General features: G+C 43.9%; 25 protein-coding genes and 1 riboswitch. Of the genes, 13 read left to right on the plus strand and 12 right to left on the minus strand.

Going from position 1 to position 25081, the window contains the following annotated elements:
- The coding region (locus MHO32_RS20610) for a carboxypeptidase-like regulatory domain-containing protein (RefSeq protein WP_239213688.1) at window positions 1–399 on the minus strand (399 nt) is incomplete at its 3' end.
- A 546-nt stretch (window positions 400–945) separates the two neighbouring features.
- Here MHO32_RS20610 and MHO32_RS20615 point away from each other — a divergent pair.
- Both MHO32_RS20615 and MHO32_RS20620 read left to right on the plus strand, forming a co-directional pair.
- Window positions 946–1536, plus strand: coding sequence for a chromosome partitioning protein ParA (locus tag MHO32_RS20615; protein WP_239213797.1), 591 nt, complete (start codon window positions 946–948; stop codon window positions 1534–1536).
- A gap of 25 nt (window positions 1537–1561) precedes the next feature.
- On the plus strand, window positions 1562–3007 hold the full coding sequence (locus MHO32_RS20620; RefSeq protein WP_443088422.1) for a hypothetical protein: 1446 nt from the start codon (window positions 1562–1564) through the stop codon (window positions 3005–3007).
- A 148-nt stretch (window positions 3008–3155) separates the two neighbouring features.
- Here the strand turns inward: MHO32_RS20620 and MHO32_RS20625 are convergent, their stop codons facing one another.
- Window positions 3156–3689 (minus strand): dihydrofolate reductase family protein, encoded by a 534-nt coding sequence (locus MHO32_RS20625; protein WP_009697046.1) that lies wholly within the window; start codon window positions 3687–3689, stop codon window positions 3156–3158.
- Between the two features lie 99 nt (window positions 3690–3788).
- On the opposite strand from MHO32_RS20625, the gene MHO32_RS20630 reads away from it, so the two are divergent.
- Both MHO32_RS20630 and yghU read left to right on the plus strand, forming a co-directional pair.
- Complete coding sequence (locus MHO32_RS20630; protein ID WP_239213692.1) at window positions 3789–4355, plus strand: TetR/AcrR family transcriptional regulator; 567 nt, start codon at window positions 3789–3791, stop codon at window positions 4353–4355.
- A gap of 215 nt (window positions 4356–4570) precedes the next feature.
- Window positions 4571–5431 (plus strand): glutathione-dependent disulfide-bond oxidoreductase, encoded by an 861-nt coding sequence (gene yghU, locus MHO32_RS20635; RefSeq protein WP_009697048.1) that lies wholly within the window; start codon window positions 4571–4573, stop codon window positions 5429–5431.
- A gap of 55 nt (window positions 5432–5486) precedes the next feature.
- On the opposite strand, the gene MHO32_RS20640 is transcribed toward yghU, so the two are convergent.
- The gene (locus tag MHO32_RS20640; RefSeq protein WP_005452707.1) at window positions 5487–6386 is read right to left on the minus strand and encodes a LysR family transcriptional regulator; all 900 of its coding nucleotides are present in this window, start codon (window positions 6384–6386) and stop codon (window positions 5487–5489) included.
- Between the two features lie 131 nt (window positions 6387–6517).
- Between MHO32_RS20640 and MHO32_RS20645 the strand changes: the two genes are divergently transcribed.
- Window positions 6518–7480 carry an NAD(P)H-dependent oxidoreductase gene (locus tag MHO32_RS20645; protein WP_045486507.1) on the plus strand — a complete coding sequence of 321 codons (963 nt, stop codon included), beginning with the start codon at window positions 6518–6520 and terminating at the stop codon, window positions 7478–7480.
- A 129-nt stretch (window positions 7481–7609) separates the two neighbouring features.
- On the opposite strand, the gene MHO32_RS20650 is transcribed toward MHO32_RS20645, so the two are convergent.
- On the minus strand, window positions 7610–9217 hold the full coding sequence (locus tag MHO32_RS20650) for a BCCT family transporter (protein WP_005452704.1): 1608 nt from the start codon (window positions 9215–9217) through the stop codon (window positions 7610–7612).
- A 457-nt stretch (window positions 9218–9674) separates the two neighbouring features.
- Here MHO32_RS20650 and MHO32_RS20655 point away from each other — a divergent pair, with 457 nt between their 5' ends.
- The 4 genes from MHO32_RS20655 (at window position 9675) to MHO32_RS20670 (ending at window position 14534) form a co-directional block, all read left to right on the plus strand.
- A complete protein-coding gene (locus MHO32_RS20655; protein WP_239213703.1) occupies window positions 9675–10844 on the plus strand; it encodes a D-alanyl-D-alanine carboxypeptidase family protein in 1170 nt (389 codons plus the stop codon).
- A gap of 287 nt (window positions 10845–11131) precedes the next feature.
- Window positions 11132–13069 carry a tetratricopeptide repeat-containing diguanylate cyclase gene (locus MHO32_RS20660; RefSeq protein ID WP_038897827.1) on the plus strand — a complete coding sequence of 646 codons (1938 nt, stop codon included), beginning with the start codon at window positions 11132–11134 and terminating at the stop codon, window positions 13067–13069.
- A gap of 154 nt (window positions 13070–13223) precedes the next feature.
- Window positions 13224–13631, plus strand: a complete 408-nt coding sequence (locus MHO32_RS20665; protein ID WP_239213705.1) for an SPOR domain-containing protein — start codon at window positions 13224–13226, stop codon at window positions 13629–13631.
- Window positions 13632–13829: 198 nt separating this feature from the next.
- Window positions 13830–14534 carry a class I SAM-dependent DNA methyltransferase gene (locus tag MHO32_RS20670; protein ID WP_005452694.1) on the plus strand — a complete coding sequence of 235 codons (705 nt, stop codon included), beginning with the start codon at window positions 13830–13832 and terminating at the stop codon, window positions 14532–14534.
- Window positions 14535–14604: 70 nt separating this feature from the next.
- On the opposite strand, the gene MHO32_RS20675 is transcribed toward MHO32_RS20670, so the two are convergent.
- The 3 genes from MHO32_RS20675 to MHO32_RS20685 form a co-directional block, all read right to left on the minus strand.
- Window positions 14605–15078, minus strand: coding sequence for a peroxiredoxin (locus MHO32_RS20675; protein ID WP_050933210.1), 474 nt, complete (start codon window positions 15076–15078; stop codon window positions 14605–14607).
- A gap of 136 nt (window positions 15079–15214) precedes the next feature.
- Window positions 15215–16204 carry an efflux RND transporter periplasmic adaptor subunit gene (locus MHO32_RS20680; protein ID WP_050907481.1) on the minus strand — a complete coding sequence of 330 codons (990 nt, stop codon included), beginning with the start codon at window positions 16202–16204 and terminating at the stop codon, window positions 15215–15217.
- A gap of 3 nt (window positions 16205–16207) precedes the next feature.
- The gene (locus MHO32_RS20685) at window positions 16208–16702 is read right to left on the minus strand and encodes a hypothetical protein (protein WP_005452687.1); all 495 of its coding nucleotides are present in this window, start codon (window positions 16700–16702) and stop codon (window positions 16208–16210) included.
- A 168-nt stretch (window positions 16703–16870) separates the two neighbouring features.
- Between MHO32_RS20685 and MHO32_RS20690 the strand changes: the two genes are divergently transcribed.
- Both MHO32_RS20690 and MHO32_RS20695 read left to right on the plus strand, forming a co-directional pair.
- A complete protein-coding gene (locus MHO32_RS20690) occupies window positions 16871–17794 on the plus strand; it encodes a LysR family transcriptional regulator (RefSeq protein WP_239213707.1) in 924 nt (307 codons plus the stop codon).
- 154 nt (window positions 17795–17948) lie between these two features.
- The gene (locus MHO32_RS20695) at window positions 17949–19586 is read left to right on the plus strand and encodes a sensor domain-containing diguanylate cyclase (RefSeq protein WP_038897831.1); all 1638 of its coding nucleotides are present in this window, start codon (window positions 17949–17951) and stop codon (window positions 19584–19586) included.
- Between the two features lie 81 nt (window positions 19587–19667).
- Here MHO32_RS20695 and MHO32_RS20700 read toward each other — a convergent pair whose 3' ends face one another.
- From MHO32_RS20700 to cspE, 4 genes are all read right to left on the minus strand, one after another.
- Window positions 19668–20672, minus strand: a complete 1005-nt coding sequence (locus MHO32_RS20700) for an adenosine deaminase (RefSeq protein WP_239213709.1) — start codon at window positions 20670–20672, stop codon at window positions 19668–19670.
- Between the two features lie 100 nt (window positions 20673–20772).
- A riboswitch (purine riboswitch) is annotated at window positions 20773–20872 on the minus strand.
- A gap of 322 nt (window positions 20873–21194) precedes the next feature.
- On the minus strand, window positions 21195–21335 hold the full coding sequence (locus tag MHO32_RS20705) for a hypothetical protein (RefSeq protein WP_005452683.1): 141 nt from the start codon (window positions 21333–21335) through the stop codon (window positions 21195–21197).
- A gap of 62 nt (window positions 21336–21397) precedes the next feature.
- A complete protein-coding gene (locus tag MHO32_RS20710; RefSeq protein ID WP_239213711.1) occupies window positions 21398–21607 on the minus strand; it encodes a hypothetical protein in 210 nt (69 codons plus the stop codon).
- Between the two features lie 344 nt (window positions 21608–21951).
- A complete protein-coding gene (gene cspE / locus MHO32_RS20715; RefSeq protein WP_005452678.1) occupies window positions 21952–22164 on the minus strand; it encodes a transcription antiterminator/RNA stability regulator CspE in 213 nt (70 codons plus the stop codon).
- A gap of 323 nt (window positions 22165–22487) precedes the next feature.
- Between cspE and MHO32_RS20720 the strand changes: the two genes are divergently transcribed.
- Window positions 22488–23336 carry a pirin family protein gene (locus MHO32_RS20720; protein WP_038897832.1) on the plus strand — a complete coding sequence of 283 codons (849 nt, stop codon included), beginning with the start codon at window positions 22488–22490 and terminating at the stop codon, window positions 23334–23336.
- A 211-nt stretch (window positions 23337–23547) separates the two neighbouring features.
- Here the strand turns inward: MHO32_RS20720 and MHO32_RS20725 are convergent, their stop codons facing one another.
- The gene (locus MHO32_RS20725; RefSeq protein ID WP_005452674.1) at window positions 23548–24396 is read right to left on the minus strand and encodes a patatin-like phospholipase family protein; all 849 of its coding nucleotides are present in this window, start codon (window positions 24394–24396) and stop codon (window positions 23548–23550) included.
- 178 nt (window positions 24397–24574) lie between these two features.
- Between MHO32_RS20725 and MHO32_RS20730 the strand changes: the two genes are divergently transcribed.
- Window positions 24575–25033, plus strand: a complete 459-nt coding sequence (locus MHO32_RS20730) for a Fur family transcriptional regulator (protein ID WP_005452672.1) — start codon at window positions 24575–24577, stop codon at window positions 25031–25033.
- Window positions 25034–25081: the final 48 nt, after the last annotated feature.

Here is a 25081-nt window from a genome sequence, read left to right on the forward strand (position 1 = left end):
GTTATACACATAAATCACTTCTTCACTATTCGATAGATCGCAATTTAGAGCAGATAACATCTCTACAAAGTAAGCATTATGTGTAACCCCTCGAGAGTTCGCATCCCATAGGTAGACTTCATCATCTTCAGCATTGCTTGGATCATCACTTTCAATACGAATACCTTGCCAGATAACATTGGTAGCAAAGGGATTGTCGGCATGGCGTGATTGCATGGTTAACTCAGGAAAACTAAAGCGTCCCTCACTGTCAGTTGTCGTGTAGTCATGTATTTCACCATCGGTAACATCGATAAATTCATAGCTTCTTTTTACTTTAACACCATGTAAGGGAGAGCCATTGTTGGTAAGTTTTCCAGTCACTGGAGGGAACAGCTGAACCGTTTTCTTTCTAAACATTTTGTTCTCCGAGCCAAAAGCTGAAAGTGTAAAAACTAACAGAAAACTGAGGTGTGTTAACGATAGTAAATCTCTAAGCATAGCCAAACTATTGATATGCATATAGTTTATCTCTGGCATGCTATATGCCGAAAACAGAACTGACAATATTGTCTAAGGCAAGATAGTGCTCAATTTGGATTTGTTGTCAAAAATGAGACGTCAGTTCATTGGAGCGGCTTTCTATTATATTTGCCGTTAACAAGAATATTGCTTTTTTCAATAGTATATTAGACTGAAATTTCCTTAGGTGTGTTATGCGACAGCTTATGGATAGAAGTTATTTGTTGTTAATGTCCTCAAATGATTATGCCTAACAATGAGTTTAGTTAAGCTTAAACAATTTAAAAAATGTCCTTCGCTTAGGTTAAGGGCGTTTTGGTTTCAAGATAAAGGCATAAATATTTAGAGAATTAAGTTGCCAGTTGTTTACTCGGTATAACAAAACGCAATTGGTCTATCCGTAAAGCACAGATGTAATATCTATAAAAAACATGGATTATGCATATGAAAAAAATATCGCTACTCGCTCTGCTTGTTCTCTCTGGCTGTAACCAGCAAAACACCACGCCTTCAGCGCCAAATCACAATAGCCAATATCAGAGTTTTAAAAAAACACCGGAGCTTGCTGAAGAACTTAAAGCTCAGCCTACAATTGATGACCAATTTGCTCTGCTATATCGAAAATTTGATTACACACTAGACAGAAGCGACTCCCTGACTGGTCGTGATGAAAACAAGGACGGAATACGCGACGATATTGAGGCATTCATCAATGCGTTAGAAGTGTCAGAGCCGGTGCGCAGTGCGCTTAAGCAAAACGCGCGTTACTCTCAAAAGAATCTATATCATGATTGGAGTGAGAAGACTGAGGCTAATATTGACAAAGCCATGGCGATTGGTGACGAATACGATAAAGTCATCGCTTGCAAAGATTTTGTGGGTATCCCAGTAGATGATTTAATCGAAACTTCTAAAACAATCAGAGCATTAACATACAATACAAAAGCCAGAACTATGGCTTATCTGGCTTACAATCATTTGCAAGATGGTGCAGTCAGTACATCGCTTCCAGCTGAGGAAAAGTACTGTGAATAAGCTAACAAATGCTTTTTTACTTTGCATGGTGCTTCCCGTGCATGTTAGTGCGAACTCCTGTGATATAGAAGGATACACAATAAGTTTTTTTAATGGTGTCGCTACATCGCGAGACTCGGCTAAGGAGGGGAAGTACAAAATAGAGTCGACTCTTGGTATCGAACAGTTCAACGGTGAGCCCGTTGAATACCAACTGTTCTATAATGACTCTTACATTGAAAGTAACGGGTTGAATGTTTTAGCTGATTTTGCTGAAACTTTTGACCAAAGAACAGAAGAGTTGGGTCAAAAGCAGTTTGACCGATGGGAAGCGTTTTGGGAAATTGTTAGCGGACGTCAGGACAGTTCCATTATCCAAAAAATTAGCGCGACTTTTTCATGGTTTAAAGGGTTTGTTTCTGATCTTGTCAGCCAAGGTATGAATACGATGATTCGTGAGTTTTTACAACTCTTGAGTGCTTCGATTGATTCACCTGATACTGAAAAAACTCAGATGCAGCATAAACTCATCAATGATTCCAATACATGGAAAGGCAAAAAGCTAATTTATATTGCTCACTCGCAAGGAAACTTATGGGTGAATCAATCTTACGAGTATGTCGTTTCTCAATTAGGATACGACGCAGATAATATTCACGTGGTTCATATTGCGCCGGCCTCGCCAACATTAACCCCCGATAGTGACTATATTTTATCAACGTCTGACCTTGTTATTAATGGCTTGCAACTAACAGGAATCGGCTCTGTCCCTGTACCAAATACCGTTATAGCACCGAGTACGGTAGATATTGCAGGGCACGGTTTAATTGAAATCTATCTAACTCATCCTGACTCGATTAGCAAAATCAAGAAATCCGTGGGACGAGCGTTTGATTCACTGACCAACCCAGACATGGAAGAGCATCTTTTTGAAGTGACCTATCAATACACGCCTTCTTTTGTCGAAAGTCACGCTGCACCAGAGATTAAATTTGTCGATAATCCAAGTGGGGATTGGTTTGAAAAGGCTATGTATCCACATTACGATGACTCGTACTTTGAATATGATTCTGCCAACTACAACTATAAACTCAAACCGGTTGCAGGCTTGAAATACTTATCTCACCAACACGACAAGAAAGACAGAGAAAACCAAACGTTTACCGTTGTTCAATGCTCAGATATCCCAAACGATGACCCATTTATACTGGGTGAAAAATCCCAGGCATTAATATGGTACGGATATGATGAGCAGCCTGAAAATACAAAAGTTATTGTGACAGTCAGAGATAGGTATGGAAGAAAGCTACAAAGTGGAGAGCAATCAGTGAGTAAGTTGCGTCGTAAAGGGTGGAGTTATCAAGGTATTTTCCTTGATTTGGAGGCGAAAAAACCTTACTCGCAGAAAGAAAAGAATTTCATAGAGAAACAAAACCTAGAGAGTAAGTACGAGCTTTATTCTTACGCAATTCTACTGCCGACTACATCATGAATAGACATTAGGCTCAATGCACGGGATGACTTTGTGGCGTTGACCTCGTCCAAAAACGAGCTCCGCCAAGCTAGAACAATACGAATAAAAAACGCCCTTCTTATCTCTAGGAAGGGCGTTTTTCTTTTGTTTAAATTACCTAGGTAGATTACCTTTCACGCACGTAAGTGGTTTGTACTAAGGTATCCAAAACAACTTCGCAATTGGTCACTTTAAAATTGAGTGGCTGTTGCAAATCACCAAATAAAGGTGCGCCGCCGCCAAGTAGAATAGGGAAGCGCGTGATCACCATTTCATCGATAAGATCTTCTTTTAAAAAGCTCTGAATCGTCACACCGCCGTCGATGTATAGTTCGTTAAAGCCTTTTGCATTCAGGTCAGTAAGCACATCTTTTAGCTCGCCTTTTACTAAAAAGACTTTGTCTTCGTAGCCCTGTGGGACTTCTGTCATGGTATTGCTGAGTACGAACACGGGTTTACTGTACGGCCAATCACAATCAAAACTCAGCACAACATCTAAGGTATTACGCCCCATGACTAAGCCGTCAATACGTTCCATTAATGGGAAGAAGCCAGTATCAATATTGTCGGGATTTGGTACGGATTGTAGCCAGTCGAGTTTGCCTTGTTTATCTGCGATGTAACCGTCCAGGCTGGTTGCAATAAATACGATATTTGCCATGAGTACCTCATCAAAGTAGTGATGCTTGAGCCAAGCTAAAGTATGGGTTAAAATTAATTCTACAATGTAGAATAATGCTGAGTTTATCGAGAAGATCAAATGTCTGTCAACGAAAAGAAACGTGGAAGACCGACCGCAAAGCAGTCACAACTGAGTGCAGAAAGCATTTTGGAGTCGGCTAAGTTATTGATGAAAAAGGAAGGAAAGGTACCAAGTATTCGCCTGCTAGCGACCCAATTGAATGTGGATCCTATGGCGACCTATTACTACTTCAAAAACAAAAATGCTTTGCTTGAAGCGTTAACAACATCGTTGGTGGAAGACATTTATCAACCGCAAGCAAATGAAGATTGGCAAAGCGAACTCAAACACCTGTGCGTTAGTTATATTGAGCTGTTGCGTGAGTATAACGGGCTGTTGCAAACCATGTTGAGCATGACATCCCACGGACCGGCTCAAGTGTTTACTGAGCGCTATCAATTGATTGTTCAACCCTTGGGTTTATCCCAGCAAGTAGAGAAAGACAGTTTGGATCTGCTGGCGGATTACTTACACGGTTTTGCGCTGTCGATTAGCTGTTGCCATGATGCGAGCTTGATTAAGACGGATATGTTGGATGGACCGTTAAGTCTGATCTGCTCATCATTGTTGGTATCTCGAACCTAGCTCACATTAACGCGGTGTTTGGGTATATACCCTGAAAGAAATTCCCATAACCAAAGGTTCTAACTAAAAGAGATTACAGGACTTTTATTTGGTTAATTAGACCTAATATCTTGGTTATGCCCGAAGCGAAAGGCGAAGGGATACTTTCAATAATGCTTGCTGGCGTGCTAGAGCCGTCAGTTTGAAGATGCATTCAAACACAATAAGGGATAACAATGGCTAACGAATACATTCCACCAAAAGTTTGGACAAACGATAATGAAAATGGCGGTCAGTGGGCGAGCATTAACCGTCCGGATTCTGGCGCGCGTCATGAGCAAGAGCTTCCAGTTGGTGAGCACCCATTTCAGCTTTACTCAATGGGTACGCCAAATGGTCAGAAAGTGACGATCATGTTTGAGGAGCTTTTGGCAGCAGGCGTAACAGCAGCTGAATACGATGCATACCTGATCAAGATCGGCGATGGTGACCAATTTGGTTCAGGCTTTGTGTCAGTAAACCCGAACTCGAAGATTCCGGCTTTGGTTGACCGTTCAGGTGCTGAACCGGTGAATGTTTTTGAGTCTGGCAACATCTTGTTTTACCTAGCAGAGAAGTTTGGTCACTTCCTACCAACAGAAGGCGCGAAGCGCGCTGAGGTAATGAACTGGTTGTTCTGGTTGCAAGGTTCTGCGCCATACCTAGGCGGTGGTTTTGGGCATTTCTACGCGTATGCACCAGAGAAGTTCGAGTACCCAATCAACCGCTTCACTATGGAAGCTAAGCGTCAGCTAGACGTGCTGGATAAGCGCCTTGCGAACAACGAATTCCTAGGTGGTGACGAGTACAGCATTGCCGATATTGCAACATGGCCATGGTACGGTAACCTTGTTCTGGGTCGTGCGTATGATGCGGCAGAGTTCTTAGATGTGGCGAGCTACAAGAATGTTGTGCGTTGGGCGAAAGCGATTGATGAACGCGAAGCAGTACAACGTGGTCGTATTGTTAACCGTTCATGGGGTGAAGAGTGGGAACAGGTACCTGAGCGTCACAGCGCTGCAGACATTGATTCCGCACTAGCGAAAAAGTCTGCGTAATCGCTTCATCGTACTAAACGAAAAAGGAATGCTTGTGCATTCCTTTTTTTGATCCCTAGTGGTGTGTTTTCTCGATTAAGAAGTCGATAAGCACACGAACCCGCTTAGCTTTTTGGGTGTTCTTGTGAAAGTAAACATATAAGCCAGAATAGGGCTGCCAATATTCTTCAAGCACAGGCACCAACTCTCCAGTGCGAAAGCCCTCTTGTACGATAGGCGTCACAATACGACCAATGCCTAACCCGTTGATGGCAGCGTCAACCATGAGATCGGTGTCGTTGACGATCAGCGCGCTTGGCATGTCGACGGTGATGGCTTCCCCTTTGTTGTTCAACTTCAGCGGTGCGATTTGATTAGAAGAGATAAAGCGGTATTGAATCAACTTATGCTTTTTTAAGTCTTCTGGCGTATTGGGTAAGCCGAACTGCGCGACATAGCTTGGTGATGCAAATAACGCTTCTTTCACTGGGTGAGTGAGCTGACGTGCAATCATTCCTTCTTCCACTTTATCGCCAAAGCGGATACCCATATCGAACCCTTCACGAATGATATCGACAGTTTTATCGGAAACAGAAATTTCCAACTGGATATCGGGATAACGTTGGCAAAACTCAATGTAGATAGGTTTGAGCAAAGATTGATAAACAAAGCGTGGCACCGTGATACGAACTTTGCCCGATGGCACTCGGCTCAAATCACTTACACTCTCGACTGCGAGGTTAAGATCAGACATGGTAGTCAGTGTTCGATCGTATAAGCGTTGCCCTGCTTCTGTCAGCTCAATGCGACGAGTGGTGCGGGTAAATAATGGCAAGCCGAGTTGTTCTTCCAGCATTTTTAATGCCTGACTCACCGATGGTGGTGCGATTTCTAACTTACGCGCTGCGGCGGTGATGCTGCCTTCTTGTGCAATAGTATGGAACATCATTAATTGATTGTAGGTGGTGCCGTTCATGTTTCATCCTAGTGTTGCGTTTATTGTTAGTTTCTACCTAATAATAATTTAAGTAAAGAGCATCTAAAACTAAAGGTTACTTCAGCGTATTCTCTCTTCATCGGTTAACACTTCGAAACAGAGGAATCACGATGAGCAAAGTACTGGTAATTTCAGGTCACCCAAACCTAGATGAGTCATACACCAACACAGTTATCCTAGACGAGCTAAAAGCAGGGCTTAGTGATATTGAAGTTCGTCGTTTAGACACTCTGTATCCGAACTACCAAATTGATGTTGAGGCAGAGCAAACTGCGCTTATGAGTGCTGATGTGGTTGTGTTGCAATTCCCATTTTACTGGTACTCAGCACCGGCGTTGTTGAAAAAGTGGGTAGATGATGTATTCAGTTTTAACTTCGCTTACGGTCCTGAAGGCGACAAGCTAAAAGGCAAAGACTTCATTCTGTCATTTACGATTGGTGGACCTGCAGAGTCTTACGATCCACTTGGTTACAACCACTTTACTATCGAGCAGTTTGTTTACCCATTCCAACAAACGGCTTATTTGGCGGGTATGAACTATCGTAAGCCAGTTTATACCCATCGTATGGTGTACATTCCAAATGTGTATAACAAGTTGGAAGAAGTGCAAGCACGTGCAAAAGATCATGCGAGCCGCTTAGCTGCACAGATTGAAGAAATCACCGCTTCACCAGAGAGCCGTATGCAGACATTTGTTGCTGAGTGGTTCACCAAATTTGATGTTTTAGAAGAAGGGACGGAGTTCTTCACAGACAAGCTAGCGCAAGACGTGAAATGGTCGATGCCAGAAGGTGAATTTTTAGGTCATGATGGCTTTCGTGATTGGTATGCGATTGCCCGTGCGACTTTTAAACCAAACTGTGACCACGACGTTCAGCAGATCGAAGTGAAACCTAATGGTGATCGTTTTCAAGTGGAACTGCGTATTCGATTAACAGCAGACAGTTATGATGATTCGATGATGAAAGGTGAAGCAGTCAACTTAAACGTTAATGAGACATGGCAAGTGTCGATTGATGAGAGTGGACGAGTCATCATTCATGAATACAGCGTTGTTCCAGTGGTGAGTTAACGGCCCTTAGCTAGCAATTCATTGCTTTCGCCCTAAGCCCAGATGCTTAGGGCTTTTTTTATTTGTTTAATATCTAAAAAACGAGCGCCATATTGACGCTCGTTTTCTCTAGATTATGTGCAGCTTAAATTAAGCAACAGATTGTTCCCGCGCGGTGTTCTGATAGGCAGGTAATTCCGATCTCAAGCCTTTGATCAAGCTGACACACATCAGCAATAGAACAAAAGTGAAAGGTAAACCTGTTGCCACCACCCCGGATTGAAGCGCTTGCAAGGCCTCTTTACCACCAATCCACAGCATTACCGCAGCGATAGAGCCTTCGATACATGCCCAGAAAATGCGTTGTGGTACCGGCGCATCAATTTTACCACCAGCAGTGATGCTATCGATAACCAGTGAACCAGAATCTGAAGAAGTGATAAAGAACACTAAAATCAGAACAATAGATAATACCGAGATGACCGAGCTAAACGGCATTGCATCGTAAACGTGGAAAAGGGTTAGTGAGATATCTGTAAGACCATTCGCACCCAGCTCGCCGACTTTGTTGACCACTTGATCAAGCGCGATACCGCCGAATACTGCCATCCAAATCAGTGTTACTGTGGTTGGAATAACGATAACAGCGAATAGGAATTCACGAACCGTACGACCTTTCGAAACTCGAGCGATAAACATACCGACGAATGGTGACCAAGATACCCACCACGCCCAGTAGAAGACCGTCCAACCATGCATCCATTCGGTATCATCTCGACCGTGAGGGTTACTCAGTGCGAAGATGTCTTTTGCGTATGCGACTGTGGTATCCCAGATCGACGTTGTTGCTACATCAAAGCTGATGAATAGCACAAAAGCCAGTAGAGCGAATGCCACCGCCATGTTGATGTTACTCAGTAGCTTAACGCCACCGTCGATGCCTCGAACAACAGAAAGTACGGCAATAAAGGTTACGAATGCGATAACGATCATTTGCATGCCAATGCCGCCATCCAGACCAAATACATGGTTGATGCCGCTCGTTGCTTGCTGTGCACCCAGACCAAGCGAAGTCGCAAGACCAAACAGGGTTGAAAGTACCGCAAGAATATCAATGACGTGACCTAACCAGCCCCAAGCTCTATCACCAAATAGCGGGTAGAACGCAGAGCGTAATGAAAGTGGTAAGCCTTTGTTGAAGGCGAAGAAAGCCAGCGAAAGTGCCACGATGGCGTAAATTGCCCAACCGTGAATACCCCAGTGGAACATGGTTGCACCCATAGCCAGGGATTTCGCTTCCTCTGTGTAAGGCTCAACATTCAGGGGCGTGCCATACCAGTCAGTGAAATAAGCCGTTGGCTCAGAGACACTCCAAAACAGAAGACCGATACCCATACCTGCGGCAAAGAGCATTGATAACCAAGAAACGGTTGAGTGTTCTGCTTGCGCATCTTTACCACCAATGCGGATTTTACCTAGTGGTGACAGTAAGACTGCGATAGCAAATACGATGAAGAAGTTTGTTGACCACATGAAGAACACATCGAAGTCAGAAATGATGCTGTTCTTTACGCCATTTAAGGCATCACGGGCTGTTGAAGGATCAACGATTAATAGAGAAGCAAGACAGAGAAGAACAAGACCAGCACTAATCCCAAATACTGGATTGTGGATATCAAATCCCCATTTTTGAACGTTATCTTGACCAACCTGATAGTCGGTAGTGTCGATACTATATTTTTTTAGTGCATTATCCATAAATACAACATGTACGCTTTATTAAATGTGCCCTTCTTGAGTAAGAAAAACACTAAAACCGCCCTCCAATTGTTTTGAGTTCAAATTAAAAAATGCGACGCAATCATAATGTTTTGTGTAAAACAATGCAAATTGATAGGTTTTTTAAAGGGTTTGACTGCGCTTTAATGTAATTTTTAGTTGAAAATGCAATGAGGTGTAATGTTTTGATGTGTAAATATTTGGTTTTTGTTGTAGAGGAAGGTTTGTTCAAAAGGGAGGGGCAAAGCACGTGAGTGGTTACAAATTCGCGTGATTCTCGATAGACATGTTTGGCTAACTTATAAGCACAAACTCCAACCGACTTCGCATTCTTTTCGACAAATATCGAGTAAACGTAACCAATCGTAACAGAGCTGCTGTAACTGAACAGCGTTTCCATATACTCGACTTAATTTGTAAGCCACAGAATGCTGCTATGAGAAAAAACACTTTAATCAATGCTACGTTAGCGACCACCTTGACCGCTGTTTCTGCGTTTAGTTTTGCTGCTCCTACCGTTGTTCCTAATGCCCCAGAGTTAAGCTCTCGAGGCTATGTTTTAATGGATTACCACACTGGCACTGTGCTGGTGGAACGTGATGCCGACAAACGCCTAAACCCGGCGAGTTTGACTAAGCTGATGACCGCTTATGTCGCGGGGCAAGAGGTGAAGTCAGGCAACATTAGCCTAGACGATGAAGTGGTGATCAGCCGCAATGCGTGGGCGAAGAACTTCCCTGATTCTTCAAAAATGTTTATCGAAGTTGGTACCTCGGTTTCGCTTTCCGATCTTTACCGCGGTTTGATTGTGCAATCAGGTAACGACGCCAGTGTCGCGATTGCTGAGCACGTCGCCGGAAGTGAAGCAGGCTTTGTTGGTTTGATGAATAGCTGGGCGAACCAGCTTGGTTTATCGAACTCTGCCTTTACCAACCCACATGGTCTAGACAGTGATGGTTTGTACTCGACCCCGCGTGACATCGCAACGCTAGGTCGTGCCATCATCCGTGATCTTCCTGATATCTACCCGCTGTACAGTGAAACGTCGTTTACCTACAACGGCATTACTCAATACAACCGGAATGGTTTGCTGCGTGACCGTAGTATGAGCGTTGACGGTATGAAGACGGGTTACACCAGCGGTGCCGGTTACAGCCTTGCAACGTCTGCTACCAATGGCGACATGCGCTTAGTCGCGGTTGTTATGGGAGCAAAAAGCCCAAGCGTACGTGAATCAGAGAGCAAACAGCTTCTGAGTTACGGTTTCCGTTTCTTCGATACTGTTGTGCCAACGCAAGCGGGTAAAGAAGTCGCAACAGCACGTGTTTGGATGGGTAACCAAGACGAACTTAAAGTTGGCGTTGAACGCGATATTTACCTAACGCTACCGAAAGGTGACGTGAACAAGTTGGAAGCAGAAGTGGAATACAACGGCGACCTAATGGCTCCGATTCAACAAGATCAAATTGTTGGCAAAGTCCTATATAAAGTGGATGGTGATGTAGTGAAAGAAGCGGATCTCGTCGCACTTGAGCCAGTAGAAGAAGGCGGTATCTTTAAGCGCCTAGTGGATTGGTTCAGGCGTTTGGTTGCAAGCTGGTTCTAACCTTCTTTTTTCTCTGATTTTATTTGAAGCCGCATCTTAGTTTTAAGTTGCGGCTTTTTGTTTATTTAAAGCTCAGTTTTTTCTCCCAATGGTTTCCCACAACGCCAATACAAGGATGACAGGAAATCTTGCCATTAGAGCAACATTTATATGACCGTGGCATTTATATAAAAATCGATTCTTATGCGCACTTGGGAATGTATCGGATTGATGTTATTGTTCGCTTATAAATCAGATGCTTCTAAAAAGAAAATTCTTAATACAATCGAGATGGAACGTAATACTTCGTGAGAAAAAGCTATGTTGTCACTTTGCTAGCGGCACTGCTTTGGGTAGTGGTCGCTTTTGCTTTACACGATTACTGGCGTAAGGATTCGCCAAGTGAAAATATTCAACAAATCATCAGCCAAGATCCTCAGGTTTTGCTTGCTAAATCAGCTCAAGGTGAGGCATTGCTGGATGTCAGTGCATTGGCGTACAGTGATCCGGAGCGCGCACAACAAGCACTGGCTGCAATCGGCAACACCTTTTCGACTGAGCTTGAAAAATCCTACGCCTTGTATCAGCAATATCGTGTTGCTCGTGCGAACGATGAGCCACAACTTGCGGCAGAGTATCGTGGGCAGCTCCAGACCATCGCTCGTGAAACTGAACAACCTTGGCTTGATGCAGTACTTTTGGCAGACAGTGCCATGCAGCACACCTTGCACGGGCGTAATGATGTTGGATTGACTGAGATAAAACTTGCCATTGATATCGCCAAAAAAGAGCAAATTAACTCTCTATTGCCACGGTTCTACAATATCGCGGGGGCGCTAAATAATGCGACCAATCAATTAGTCGATGCCCAGCGCTATTTCCTTGATGCAATAGATATCGCCAATAAAGTGGGGCAAGAGGCGTACAAAGGGACAATCTATAACAACCTAGGGCTGCTTTATCTGCATATTGAAAGCTGGGATAGGGCGTTAGAGTTCATCCAAAAAGCGCAGCAGATTTATCTAAAGCGTCACGCTCAAGGGCATAAAGCGCGAGGGCTACAGATTCTGTATCTCAACGAAGCGCATGTTTATAACCGACAGGGTAACGTTGAGCTTGCTCGTGCTGCTTATGAGAAATCTCAAGAGTTCTACAAGGCAACCTCAACGAACCTTCGCCATCATCTAATTCAGCTGAAAGGCAAAGCTGACATGCTGTTGCTGGAAAAGCAGTTTACTAAAGCGCTCGAAACTACGCAGCAGTGTGTTATGTTGCCTTCTGCTGCTGACTTTCCAATTGAATATGGACAGTGTTATTTGATTATGTCGAAGTCTCAATTGGCGCTCGGAGACTTAGATAAGGCGATGCAAAGTGCGGCATTGAGTGCGGCTGCGTTTCGTTCGATAGAGCATCAACGTTGGCTGATTCGAGTTGAAGAACAGAAGGCAAAGATATTCGAACAACTTGGCGAGTATGAGAACGCTTTGAATTCCTTTAAGCATTTTTCTGCTAACAGTAAGAAGCAGTTACTCGGCAAAGTGTATGATTTAGAACAGGCGTTTGCGACAGAGCACATCCAGCGTGAAAGAGACGTATTGGAAGTAGAAAAACGTTTGGCGGAATCGGAGCTGGATCAAGAGAAGCTGCGCTTTCAGATTGCGATTATCTGGATAGCGGTTTGTGCTGTCGTACTGGCGCTTACGGTGTCTAAAGTCTTAGCGACGCAGCGAAAAAACCAAGAGCTTCATCAGCTTTCTTTGCTTGACCCACTGACTCAATTGCATAACCGACGCTTTTACTATGATCAGATTGATCACCCTGCACAGTTAGATGCAAAAACAGAGTATCGCGTTGTGTTGTTTGATATTGATAACTTCAAAGACGTTAACGATATTCACGGACATGAGGCAGGCGACCGCGTTTTGGAAGGTTTTGCAGAACGATTGAGGCTTCATGTTCATGCCCAAGAGTTGTTGATTCGTTGGGGCGGTGAAGAGTTCTTGATGCTATTAAGAGCAACCGATGACCTAGCGAAACGTCTCGAAGAAATTCGTCAGCACATTGATGACGCGTTGTTCGAAACCGAAGAGGGAAGTTTGCACATCACTACGTCAGTTGGAGTAAGTCATGGTGGGCAGATTGATACCTTCACGTACAACGACGAATATTTCCGCCGCGCAGATAAAAGCCTCTATGAAGCGAAGCAAAACGGTAAGAATCAGGTGGTATTTCCTGACGGACGATAAAGAAGATTGGCAACATTGCTTGTAAACGAATCGGCAGATTGAAGCGTTCAATCTGCCGTTTTTGTTTTGTGCTTCATTTTTCTGTCGTTGCGGTCGCCTACTCAGCGTAGAGCACTCTTAAAGAGAACCATTCAGAACAAAAACGGAGTTACGCGTGCGCAAGATTCTATCTTTGACCTTGGCTATGTCACTTACTGGTTGTGTTATGCCTCAGCATCAACCTATAGAAACGGGGCAATGTGTGGGGGTAATGTCATCACAAGATGCTTACGGCTACCTCAACCCAAACCATTACACCATGCAAGTGTTGGCATTGAAGAAAGAAAAAGATGTCAAAGAGTACATTCGTTACATTGACTCGAAACATCCGGTATGGGTGAACTGGAAAAACAGCCGCGGCACTCGTTGGTACACAGTGACGGTGGGTGACTTCAAGACCAAGCAAGATGCCTACAGTGCACTCTCTTCTTTACCAAGTCGAGTTAAGCAATCTTCTCCTTTCGTCATGACGTTTGCTGAAATGCAACGCAAGCAAGAAACCAGTGTAGTACGTATGCGCTAGTGCTGTTCTTGTCATTCCAATAAACACTTTGTTGTTACACATCGAGCCTTTGCAATCGGTTGGAAAGGCTCAATTGAACCATCAGTCACCGATCTTCTCCAATGTACACGCAAGATCACGCTTCTAACGCGCTTTTGACTTTACTTGTTATCGGGTATTTTTTAGTCTTCGCATCCCACTTTTTCTGTTGGAGTCACCATGAAGCAAGAAATGTACACCACCTACGCAAAGCAATACGATGTGGCAGCACAAGATAACCTGTACAACGCGCACTTTGAGCGTCCAAATACCTTTGAACTTATCGGTGATGTTACAGGTAAAAGGGTGCTGGATTTAGGCTGCGGTTCGGGTATTTACGCACAGCTTCTATTGGCGCGAGGCGCAAGCTCTGTGACTTGTATTGATGCTGCGCAAGAGATGATTGATATCGTTAAGGGTAAGTTGGGTGATTCAGTTACAGCTTATGCGCAAAACTTGGCGTTAGGCTTACCAGAAGAGCGAGATGCGCAATATGATCTTGTTATTTGTCCGCTCATGGTTCATTACATCGAAGATCTTCGCCCTTTGTTTAATGATATCCAACGTGTGTTAACAGCAGGTGGTCAGTTCGTATTTTCGACTCATCATCCATTTGCGGATTTTGAGTGTTCTGCTTCAGGCAATTATTACGACAAAGAGCTTGTAGAAGATATGTGGAACACCGTTGGTGAGCCAGTTCCTGTGGCATTCTATCGTCGCTCTTTGCAAGACATTACCGATGCGATCAGTGGGGCTGGCATGGCGATGTTGGCGATCTCAGAAGGTAAGGTGAATGAGAAGATTCGTGAAATCTCAGAAGAACATTACCAACGCTTGGCGACATTCCCGAACTTCATCTTCATTAAATGTGTGGCGCTGAGCTAGTAAAATCAGTGAGTTCAGATAGAAAAAACGGAAGCGCAGAGGCTTCCGTTTTGTGATCTTAGCGTTGAGCTTACAGCGCTGCGAGAATGGTTTCCGCTTTGCTTGCTTCAAATGTCTTTGGCTCTTCAACGTTTAATGTGGTGACCACACCGTTGTCGATGATCATCGCGTAACGCTGTGAACGAACGCCACCAAAACCGCCGGTGTCCATTTCTAGGCCCAGTGTTTTGGTAAAGCTTGCGTCGCCATCGCCAAGCATTAATAACTCAGACGCGTTTTGCGCTTCACCCCAAGCTTGCATCACGAATGCATCGTTAACAGAAACACAAGCAATCAGGTCCACACCTTTCGCTTTAAGTTGGTCAGCCAATACGACATAACCTGGCAAGTGCGCTTCTGAACACGTTGGCGTAAATGCTCCAGGAACCGCAAACAGAACCACTTTCTTATCCGCAAACAGTTCTGTCACTTGGTGGTTAACCATACCATCGGCAGTCAGTTCGCTTAGCGTTGCCGCTGGCAGTGCTTGACCTTGTTGAATCATGATTTTCTTCCTTTTGGGTAGCTTTATTTAGCCCACTCAGTCTAGCGCTAAAACCACGGGCTAACCACGGAAGAAATGTAAGGTCTTAATTGGCATCATAAAAACAAACCGCCTCAGTGGACGGTTTGTTTATTTTTTACATTGCGTTTAGATAAGACTTGTAAGAATGAAGTCGGACGGTTGCTGCGCCGATAACATCAATGAAACCGAACAAACTGTGTGGCTTATTCGCTGCAATCCATGCTGAACCAGTGGCTCCGATCGGGATGGTTTTGCCTTCCGGTTCGAAGATCTCCAGAATCACGGTACGACCATGGCTACTGGTATTTGCGCCGACATGCTGACGGACGCTTTGTGGTCCTTGCAATGGTGAGACAGAGGATTCCCCAGTGCCTGCCGTAATGCTGTGTACACGAGCGCGGAATACTTCGCCTGGGTAAGCATCGACGTAAAATTCGGCAAACTGTCCTTTTTCAACATAGCGGTAGGTTTGGTCAGGTATACGCATTTCTAAGAACTTACGTGACGTATCGTAGATGTGCATATTGCCGACACGGCTTCCATCCGCGACATTCACTACCGCAACTTGCCCATCATAAGGCGCTCGAACTGTCTTACGCTTTTGCTCAAATTGGGTCTTTTGCAGGTCGGCATGCAGGGATTTTAACGAGGCTTCTGCAACGCGCAGTTGAGACTCGTAGTATTCGATGTCTCGACCTTTAAAGATCTCTGGTGATGTTTTGCCGCGAATGATGTCGCGCTTCAACTGCGCCACATTTTCTTCTTGCTGAACAATCCCTGCTTTAATTTTTTCTACGTCTGCCAAAGAGGTGGTGTCGACGAGCGTATAGATCACATCGCCTTTCTTCACTTCTTGGTTGTGGTCGACATAGATGTGGTCAATCTGTTCTCTAAATAGGGGAGAAAGAACCGAATGAGGTGCTTTTACGGTGGATGAGTAGGTCAAATCAACTGGAGCCCAAAGGCGTGAGAGTATTCCTAATACCACCAGAATAAATGCACCACCAGAGATAATCCAAAATGCGCTTTTGAACGTCCATTTTATCGCACCCGTTGAGACCAAAATCCACATGATCAGAATGTACGGAATCATTACCTCTTTCATGGATTATTCCCCTGCTGTTTTGGTCGTTGTTTGTGGCTGTGAAGCCAATCGACTATTGCGAATGATGTTGCTTAGTGAGCTGCCGATGTGTTCCCAGTTGGCGAACGCAATGATTAACGCCAGCACCCACCACGCTTTATGGATGAACAAACCGCATAGAGAAAGCGCAAATACCAATTGGATATGAGAACTTTTCTTCTCTTGAGCTCGATGTACCGCAACTTCGTGGATCTGCCATAGCAAATAGATGACAAAAAGGGCAAGCGCTATGGTGACGGAAAATAGATAACCGCTGAAGTACTCGGAGTTGAAGATCACCATCATGGTGTCGTTAGGGGTATTGGTAAACAAGCTCATATCAATATCTTTCGAATTGATCGTACCCATAGGCGCAAGCAAGTAAGCTCCACCGAGCATTAGAGCCATGAAAAGTGAGAACTTTAATAGCACCATAAAAATCGCAAAAATGACACGACCTATGGCTTTTATGACGTTCATAGTTATACCTTTTGTCAATGTGTGAGGGTAAAACGTTGAGCGCGTGATTATTGTTTTGTCTTTTGTAATCACATGCGCGGAATTGTATGAAAAAACGCCATAAGTTGAGTGATATATGATATAAGTTAAGCTAATGTCAGCATGAAAATATTAGAGAACACATAATCTATGAAGCACTCAGATTACAGTCTTATCCCGACCTTTGTGGCGATTGTGGAAGAGAAGAGTTACACCAAAGCGGCGCAACGTCTGGGTGTGAGTCAATCTGCGGTCAGCCAAGCGGTAGTCAGGCTTCGTGAGGTGTTTAGGGATGCGTTATTCATTCGTGAAAGCCACGGCGTTGCACCAACGGCGTTTGCAGTTGATATCTACCCGACATTAGCGAGTGCAGTAGAGAGCATCGCATATATGCTGCCAGAACATACTCGGTTTGATCCTGCTGAGTGCGATAAGCGTTTTGTGATCTCTTCCCTTAGTGTGTTCGGTTTTACTCTTCTTCCTGAACTTTCCGCTTTGATCAGTGAGAGAGCGCCAAAAGCCAGCACACGCATTGAACCGTTATACACCATGGATTTGACGAACCTACTGAGAACCCAGCAGTGTGACTTGGTGATAGAGGCTCACACTAATCTGCATCCACATTTACGTTCTAAAGTATTGATGTCTGATAAGTTGACCGTGGTGTGTCGCAAAGATCATCCTCGCTTAACGGGCAACAGGATCAGTGTCGAAGAGTACCTCAATGAAAAGCACGTCACTTTGTCTCAGTTCAATCAACAAAATGGTTACCTAATTGGTCGAGGAATCAAGGATGAAAAACTCTTAGGTCAACGTGATGTGGCATGGCAGGCGAGTAGCATTATTGAAGTATTGCCGGTTGTGCAGCGTTGTGATTATCTCGCTCTGATGCCACAAACCTTGCTGAAGCAGTATTGCGACCTCTATCAGCTCAAAGAGCTAAAAGCAGACTTCATGAAAGATCCAATTGATGTCGCCATGTATTGGCATTCTTCTCGCACAAATGATCCTAGTCATCAGTGGTTGAGAGAGCAGTGTTTATTAGCCGCTGAGAAATTTACCGAAAATCATTAGATTAAAGTGAATATTTTCACTATACCGTATGGATGGTTCTTTAATGAGACACTAGACTGTAAATATATTCCTCAATATCACTGGGGCTTTTGTGCAGGGAAGTCGGTTTTTTTTCACGAGCATTCGAACTAAGTTCATTGTCATCTATACCTTGATGACGATTTGCTTTGTTTTGATTTTGTTTGGTGCCCTTTATTTTAAAGAGCAACAACGTGTGTTTAGTGTTGCCTTAAAAAACTCGATTCAAGTTTCAAACCTTCATTCTGATGTGATTAGCCAAGAGCTACAAAGAAACATCGCCTCACTTCAAACCATCAGTGGGCACCAAAGGGTTCAGCATGGTGATGTTCCATTCATTATTGAAGAACTGAAATGGCTGCAAAGCATGTCGAAACACGCGGTGGTCAATACCTTGTTCGTCGACAATGAATGGAACTTGGTCGATTACCAAGGTCGCAGAACCAAAGTGACGCTGGCAGACATAACTGAGGATGTTAACTGGCAACAGGCAAAATACCATGTCACTAAGCCGCACATTGGTTTGGTGACAGGAGAGCCGTTGATTGCATTGGGTGTCCCTGTTTTTAATTCACAAAATGAGTGGAGTGGTATTGTTGGAGTATCCATCTCTATTGACTATTTGAGTAAGAGACTGTCCAAAGTCAAACTTGGAAACAGTAGTTATGCATGGATTGCCGACAATTACGGAAATGTGGTCTCCCACCCGAATAACACGCTTATTCTAGCGGCAAATATCTTTGATTCTGACAGTATCGGTTTTGAAGGCTTTGGGAATATTGCCTTGCAAACACGACAGCACGATATCGGCTACGGACATTATTATGATGAGAATGTGGGTGAATCCAAGATCGTTACCTTTTCTGCCATTGATAGTCTGCCGGGTTGGACGTTGTTTGTCACAACGGAAGAGTCAGACATATTCCTTGATATCAAAGCACTAGTAGAAGACGTCACCATTACCTTATCGGTGGTGATCATCGTTTTTCTACCGATTATCATCTATCTGACCAACTCTGTGACGTTACCGATTGTGGAGTTAACGCAGGACGTTAAAAATTCGGTCAGCAGTCACTACACCGAATTTGCTGGGCAAAACTCTTTGGATGAAATTGGGCAATTGTCTAACGCATTTAAAAACACCATAGAAGAGATTCAACAGCATAATCGAAACTTGGAAGATGTGGTGGCGAGCAGAACTAACGAGCTGAACGATGCCAATCACGACCTCGCGATGTCTGTGAAATTACTCAACGAAAATAATCAGAAGTTAACTTGGTTAGCCATGTATGACCCATTGACGAACTTATTCAATCGACGAGCTTTAATTAACCAAGTACATCAAGAATTGACCAATAAGACGATACCTTTTCACTCTACTTCTCTGATTCTTATTGATCTTGACTATTTTAAAGTGGTGAATGACACCTTTGGGCACGATGTGGGTGACCAAGTGCTAATGCATATAGCCGATTTCCTGAGTAACAATTTGAGAAAACAAGATCTTATTGCAAGATGGGGCGGGGAAGAGTTTGTCATTCTACTGAGAGATACATCGATTGAGCAAGGCGAGCAAATCGCTCTCAACTTACAAGAGAAAATGAAACAGGAGAACTTTTCGCCCGTGACGTGCATGACATTTAGCGCGGGTGTTGCAACGTTAGAAGTTGGGCAAAACTTCGATGAACTGGTTGCCTGCGCTGATAAGGCGCTTTATCTCGCCAAGAATTCAGGAAGAAATTGTGTCAAAACCAGTTTAAGCGTAGCGTCGTGACAAAGAGCTAGGGTTTGTTGTTCTTTCTCGGCGAAAATCTGTTAGAAAAGTCAGCAAACCCTAGTCACCTAGCACTAATATTTAGTGGCTTGCCAAGTAGTTCGCGACTTGAGTACGGTATTTCGCTTTAAGCGCTTCATCAATGAAACTGGCGTTGATTGCATTAACCGTAAACTGAGCCAGTTCTGATTTCGTCATTGGATGAGCATCGCTGACCGCTTTAAAGTTATCCGTCATGTAGCCGCCAAAGTACGCCGGGTCATCCGAGTTAATCGTCACCGCGACCCCCTTACGCAGCAAATCGACTATGTTGTGCTGCTCCATTTGGTCAAACACACACAGCTTAATATTCGACAATGGACAAACCGTTAGTGGCATTTTACTTTCGATAAGCGCATCTACCAATGAAGCATCTTCAACACAGCGAACGCCATGGTCCACACGACTAACGCTAAGTATCTCAACAGAGTCAATGATGTTTTGCGCCGGACCCTCTTCACCCGCGTGCGCTACCGTCAATAGGCCTGCTGCTTTTGCTTGTTGGAAAGCGCGTTTGAATTTCTCTGGCGGGTGACCGAGTTCTGAAGAGTCCAAACCTACACCGATGATTTTGTCTTGATGTTTGATGATTGATTGCAGCGTTTCAATGGCGCTTTCTTCCGATAGGTGACGCAAGAAGCATGCGATAATTTGAGACGTAATACCTAGCTGCTCGTTACCATCTTGCATTGCTCGGTGAATACCGTTGATGACCGTTTCAAACTCAATGCCACGGTCGGTGTGGGTCTGTGGGTCAAAGAAGATCTCAGTATGGATGACGTTGTCGGCTTTGCAGCGCTCTAAGTATGCCCAAGTCAAATCATAGAAATCTTGTTCTGTACGCAGCGCGTTAGCACCTTGATAATAGATATCTAGGAAAGACTGTAAATCTTCGAATTCGTACGCTTTGCGCAGTGCCTGTGGTGATTCGTATGGGATGTCGATGTTGTTGCGCTGTGCAAGCTCAAACAACAGTTCTGGCTCTAGCGAACCTTCGATATGTAAGTGTAACTCTACCTTTGGAAGACCTTGAATAAATGCGTTCATAATAAACTCCCACTTTTTCTTATGGTTGTTGTGGATGCAATTACTCTAAGGATAGGTATAGATTGAGAAAAATCGAACGCCATTACAAAGAGTAAGATCCACAGTGATCTCGACTCTTCGTAATCAGCACTTTGCGGGAGCTGGTAGAGACCCCCAAACCATATCATTGGGGTTATACGAAGCAAACGGTTGCGATTATACGCAAAAATTGAAGCTTGGCTAGAGTCGTTGATGAAATTGTTATTTGTGGAGAACGGAAAGGCAAAAAAGTGTTGGTTTAGTTGAGCGATGGAGATCTGTATCGAGGCTGTGATTCATCGCATGATGGCTTCGTTGTCAGCACACACCTTGCTGAGCGTCGAATATTCAGTGGCTAATACTGAACCACACCATGCGAGAAACATTGGGAGTCATATCGAGTTTATTGTGCGTTGCTCATTGTGAACTGAGAAGAGGGGTGGCGATACCTTGCACGTCGATATTTTAAATTGAGAAGAGTAGAGAAAAGGAAATGGAATGTATTTATAGTTCGAACATTTTATCAAATTCTCTTTGCTCCATGATGTCCTCAATTCGGCGGCGCGTTTGTTGTTTAATCGCTGCGGCGTTTTGTTCGGACTCTTTCTTTTCTTGCTCAATTTGCTTCTTGCTTTTCTTTGCCATGATTTTTCCTTTGGAAATTCTTCCTAAATATCCGCATTATTCATTAATGCACGAAAATTGATTTATTTAATAATAAAACTTCCTAGCTTTGAACCTGAGTCACACAGAATGTCTCCGGAGTAGGTTTTCTCACAGTATTTAAAATCAATGAGATAACAAGCAGATTGGAGTTTTGGCAATATATGGCGCCTTAAAATATCACTATTGAGTTGATGAATTTTGGCGTTCCAAGAGATGTCGGGTTGTTTTAAACAGAATTCAATCTCTATCATTTATTCTCCTGTTTTTTGGTGATCTTTTCTTTATTCAATAATTGGTACCAGTGTCTTTGACGACCTGTTCTTCTAGACATAATTTTTCCTAATTTTAAGTAAGTGAAATACCAACGATGGCTATCGGGTTCGATAGATCTAGTGTTCCAACGATGGATATCGTATCCGCCGCGTCTACAAACCAAGTCATTCTCGCTGAACTTAGCATCTCGAGGTTACTTGGGTATATTTTAGGCAGCAGAAAACCAAGCAAAATTTAATTGCTAAATATTAAGTTTGAGGAATTTTTTGAAGGGGGAGAGAGTTTGGTGCAGCGAGGAAATGCTGCACCAAGAAAAGCTATCTTATAGAGGAGTAACTTCAGTCGCTTGAGGACCTTTTTTACCTTCTTCTACATTGAAGCTTACTTTCTGACCTTCAGTCAAAGTTTTGAAACCGTCAGCAACGATTGCGTTGAAGTGTACGAATACATCTTGACCGCCGTTGTCTTGAGTTAGGAAACCAAAGCCTTTAGTTTCGTTAAACCATTTTACTGAACCAGTTACTTTACCAGACATAAAAACCTCTGAAATTAAACAATAATATACGAATTGTGATGGATCTTTTTTAAGCTATTGAATGTGCAATCAAGAGGAAGTTTTACGCAGGAGTCTGAATCAAGGATTCAGGGTGTTACTGAGAGGGAACTTAAACTAAATGTAGCATTAACAGCTCTTTTCTAGAGCCAGCCGCCACTATACAGGGTGTTTAAAAAATAGCTACATTTATTTTTCAAATTCTTTTCGTTCGAAAAAACTGATGGAGTAGAACAATTTCATCCCCTCATGATTTGGCATCCCCCTTCCTACAATGAGTCCATACCAATAAGGGAGGCAATATTATGAGCACAGTGAGAGAGATTCGTCAGATCATTCCATCGCATGCAACCGCAGATGGTGATGGGGTTAAAATTCGTCGCGTAGCCGGATTCAATAACACGAGCTTTTCACCATTCTTGATGGTCGATGAGCTTAAATCAGACCAACGTGCAGATTATGTGGGTGGTTTCCCTCCACATCCACATCGGGGCATTGAAACACTAACTTATATGCTCACCGGTCATTTCCAACATCGTGACCATATGGAAAACATTGGTGAGCTTCGTTCTGGCGGTGCGCAATGGATGGCTGCTGGTCGTGGTGTGATTCACAGTGAAATGCCAATCATGAAAGACGGCGAGCTGCACGGTTTCCAAATTTGGATTAACCAACCTGCACGAGACAAGATGTCTCCGGCGCAATATCACGACTTCCAACCGGAAACTATTACCGAGCATCGCGCAGAGTCCCATGGTTTGGTTCGTGTTATTTCTGGCGAGTTAAGCATCGGCGATGAGGTTGTCAAAGGACCGCTAAGTAAAACGGGTGTACCGGTGACGGTTGCTGATTGGCGATCGCATCCAGGTGCGACAATGACATTAATGACACCGAAACATCACAATATGATGACCTATGCTTATAAAGGAAGTATTAAAGTGGGCGAGCGCGTGGTCATGCAAGGTGAGATGGCACTGCTTTCGCAAGGTGAGTGGGTAGAGCTGCAAGCCAATGACGCTAGCGGAGTACTGCTCTTTATTGGCGAGCCAATTAATGAACCTGTTGTGCATTATGGTCCATTTGTGATGAACAGCATCGACGAGATTGAACAAGCGATTCAAGACTACAATTCTGGTGTATTTGAAACTTATTAAGGCACCCAATACCGTTGCTCGGCACCAAGTCTTGACGCCAACTCTTGGAATTACAGTTCGAGAGAAAAACACTAAGTGATTTGGAGTCCGTTTATTGGGCTCATACGCAAGCAAAGACGATATCCACTGCCATCGAATTTGCATCAGCCACACCAATTGGGTGTGGCTTTTTTTGTCTTTCACGAGGGCAGTGAGCTTTTTTGTGCTCTGTTTAGCTTTGCTCCCAGCGTTCAATGGCTTGTGGACCACATTCCACACCCAGCTCATAAGCTTGACGTAAAGGTTCTGGCGAGCGGCTTAAACGCTTTAACTTAAAGCCTTCTGGTGGACAGATTTGGATGATCTCAACGCCAACTGGCGGGTTCTCTATCAGTTCCAGACTCTGGTTGTAACGAATATGGCGCGTGAGCATTGGCTCGATTAACGCTGGATGATCTTTCAGTAAACGTGAAGTTAGCTTTTCAAACTTAGGCTTGGATTTGCGATAGCTGGCAGGGCGGCTTCGTAGCACCATGATTTTGGTTGCACCGCGTTTGATGGCTTCGGCAATAGGGATTGCATCCGCTACACCACCATCCACATACCTTACGCCATCTAATGGCACACCATTGCGGTACATGATTGGTAAGGCGCTGCTGGCTTTCATGGTTTCCGCCAACATTTCTACGGAGGGTGTTAGGTATTCTGGTTGTCCGTTGTCTTGTCGTGTGACACCTAAAAAGAATGGTCGAGGATCGGCAGAAAGTACGGCTCGATCAATGCCCAACTCTTTAAGCGTGACGTCCCACATCCAATCTAAATCCATCATATCGCCACCGCGTACGAGTTGAGTGGGGGAGATAAATTCTTTTCGTAAACTGTAGTCGAGATAGATTTTGAGGTTTCTGCCCGGCATTTTAGCAAGGTAAGCCGCTAAGTTACTTGCGCCCGCCGAGACACCCCAAAAGCTGTCAAAAGGGGAGAAATCTTGTGCCATAAAGTGATCGAGTATGCCGCAGGAGAACACCCCACGCATCGCGCCGCCTTCTACAATCAACGCTCGAGAACCAACATGTTCCATCCTAGCCATCCGTTTCGATTATTCTGATTTGGATACGAACTAATTAGAGTAACGGATCTAATGCGTATACCCAAGTCGCGTTCACTTTGACCTTACCTTGATGAATCTATTTTTTATGTTATAACATAACAATAATCAAAATTATTATAAGGTAGCGTGTGTCTTGTGTGAGGTGAAAATGAGCGATATTGACGCCATTATTAAGCATGTAGAGGTGAGCTTTAAAGCTCAAGGAAAGCAATTAACTTCCAAGAGAAAACTGGTGTTGAAAGCGTTGGTCCATGCCGATAGAGCCTTGTCAGCTTATGAGTTGGTGGATTATTGCAAAGCCCATTTTGAACAAAATATTCAGGCAATGTCGGTGTATCGAATCTTGGATTTTCTTGAAGGTGAGCACTTGGCTCACAAGCTTAAAGTTTCTAATAAATACATCGTCTGCTCCCATATCCTCTGTGAGCACGAACATGGCGTTCCTCAATTTCTCATCTGCTCCAAATGCAACAAAATTAGCGAGCAAGCCATCGACCCAAGCTTGATTCACGGTCTGCAATCCCATGCAAAAGAAGAAGGCTTCACCGTTGTCAGCCCTCAACTAGAGATCAATTGTGTTTGTGATGACTGTGCGAAATCCCAGTAAGTGTCTTTGAGTGTCCACTTATTGTCGTCTTCATCACTGCCACTTTAC

It is taken from the genome of Vibrio sp. MMH1-50 (assembly GCF_022347645.1).
GTDB lineage: Bacteria > Pseudomonadota > Gammaproteobacteria > Enterobacterales > Vibrionaceae > Vibrio > Vibrio harveyi.

Bases quoted from the DNA above. Each gene is read 5' to 3' on its own strand.
- MHO32_RS20615 (WP_239213797.1), top strand. From the start codon at position 946: ATGAAAAAAATATCGCTACTCGCTCTGCTTGTTCTCTCTGGCTGTAAC.
- MHO32_RS20620 (WP_443088422.1), top strand. From the start codon at position 1,562: ATGGTGCTTCCCGTGCATGTTAGTGCGAACTCCTGTGATATAGAAGGA.
- MHO32_RS20625 (WP_009697046.1), bottom strand. From the start codon at position 3,689: ATGGCAAATATCGTATTTATTGCAACCAGCCTGGACGGTTACATCGCA.
- MHO32_RS20630 (WP_239213692.1), top strand. From the start codon at position 3,789: ATGTCTGTCAACGAAAAGAAACGTGGAAGACCGACCGCAAAGCAGTCA.
- yghU (WP_009697048.1), top strand. From the start codon at position 4,571: ATGGCTAACGAATACATTCCACCAAAAGTTTGGACAAACGATAATGAA.
- MHO32_RS20640 (WP_005452707.1), bottom strand. From the start codon at position 6,386: ATGAACGGCACCACCTACAATCAATTAATGATGTTCCATACTATTGCA.
- MHO32_RS20645 (WP_045486507.1), top strand. From the start codon at position 6,518: ATGAGCAAAGTACTGGTAATTTCAGGTCACCCAAACCTAGATGAGTCA.
- MHO32_RS20650 (WP_005452704.1), bottom strand. From the start codon at position 9,217: ATGGATAATGCACTAAAAAAATATAGTATCGACACTACCGACTATCAG.
- MHO32_RS20655 (WP_239213703.1), top strand. From the start codon at position 9,675: ATGAGAAAAAACACTTTAATCAATGCTACGTTAGCGACCACCTTGACC.
- MHO32_RS20670 (WP_005452694.1), top strand. From the start codon at position 13,830: ATGAAGCAAGAAATGTACACCACCTACGCAAAGCAATACGATGTGGCA.
- MHO32_RS20675 (WP_050933210.1), bottom strand. From the start codon at position 15,078: ATGATTCAACAAGGTCAAGCACTGCCAGCGGCAACGCTAAGCGAACTG.
- MHO32_RS20680 (WP_050907481.1), bottom strand. From the start codon at position 16,204: ATGAAAGAGGTAATGATTCCGTACATTCTGATCATGTGGATTTTGGTC.
- MHO32_RS20685 (WP_005452687.1), bottom strand. From the start codon at position 16,702: ATGAACGTCATAAAAGCCATAGGTCGTGTCATTTTTGCGATTTTTATG.
- MHO32_RS20690 (WP_239213707.1), top strand. From the start codon at position 16,871: ATGAAGCACTCAGATTACAGTCTTATCCCGACCTTTGTGGCGATTGTG.
- MHO32_RS20695 (WP_038897831.1), top strand. From the start codon at position 17,949: ATGACGATTTGCTTTGTTTTGATTTTGTTTGGTGCCCTTTATTTTAAA.
- MHO32_RS20700 (WP_239213709.1), bottom strand. From the start codon at position 20,672: ATGAACGCATTTATTCAAGGTCTTCCAAAGGTAGAGTTACACTTACAT.
- MHO32_RS20705 (WP_005452683.1), bottom strand. From the start codon at position 21,335: ATGGCAAAGAAAAGCAAGAAGCAAATTGAGCAAGAAAAGAAAGAGTCC.
- MHO32_RS20710 (WP_239213711.1), bottom strand. From the start codon at position 21,607: ATGATAGAGATTGAATTCTGTTTAAAACAACCCGACATCTCTTGGAAC.
- cspE (WP_005452678.1), bottom strand. From the start codon at position 22,164: ATGTCTGGTAAAGTAACTGGTTCAGTAAAATGGTTTAACGAAACTAAA.
- MHO32_RS20720 (WP_038897832.1), top strand. From the start codon at position 22,488: ATGAGCACAGTGAGAGAGATTCGTCAGATCATTCCATCGCATGCAACC.
- MHO32_RS20725 (WP_005452674.1), bottom strand. From the start codon at position 24,396: ATGGAACATGTTGGTTCTCGAGCGTTGATTGTAGAAGGCGGCGCGATG.
- MHO32_RS20730 (WP_005452672.1), top strand. From the start codon at position 24,575: ATGAGCGATATTGACGCCATTATTAAGCATGTAGAGGTGAGCTTTAAA.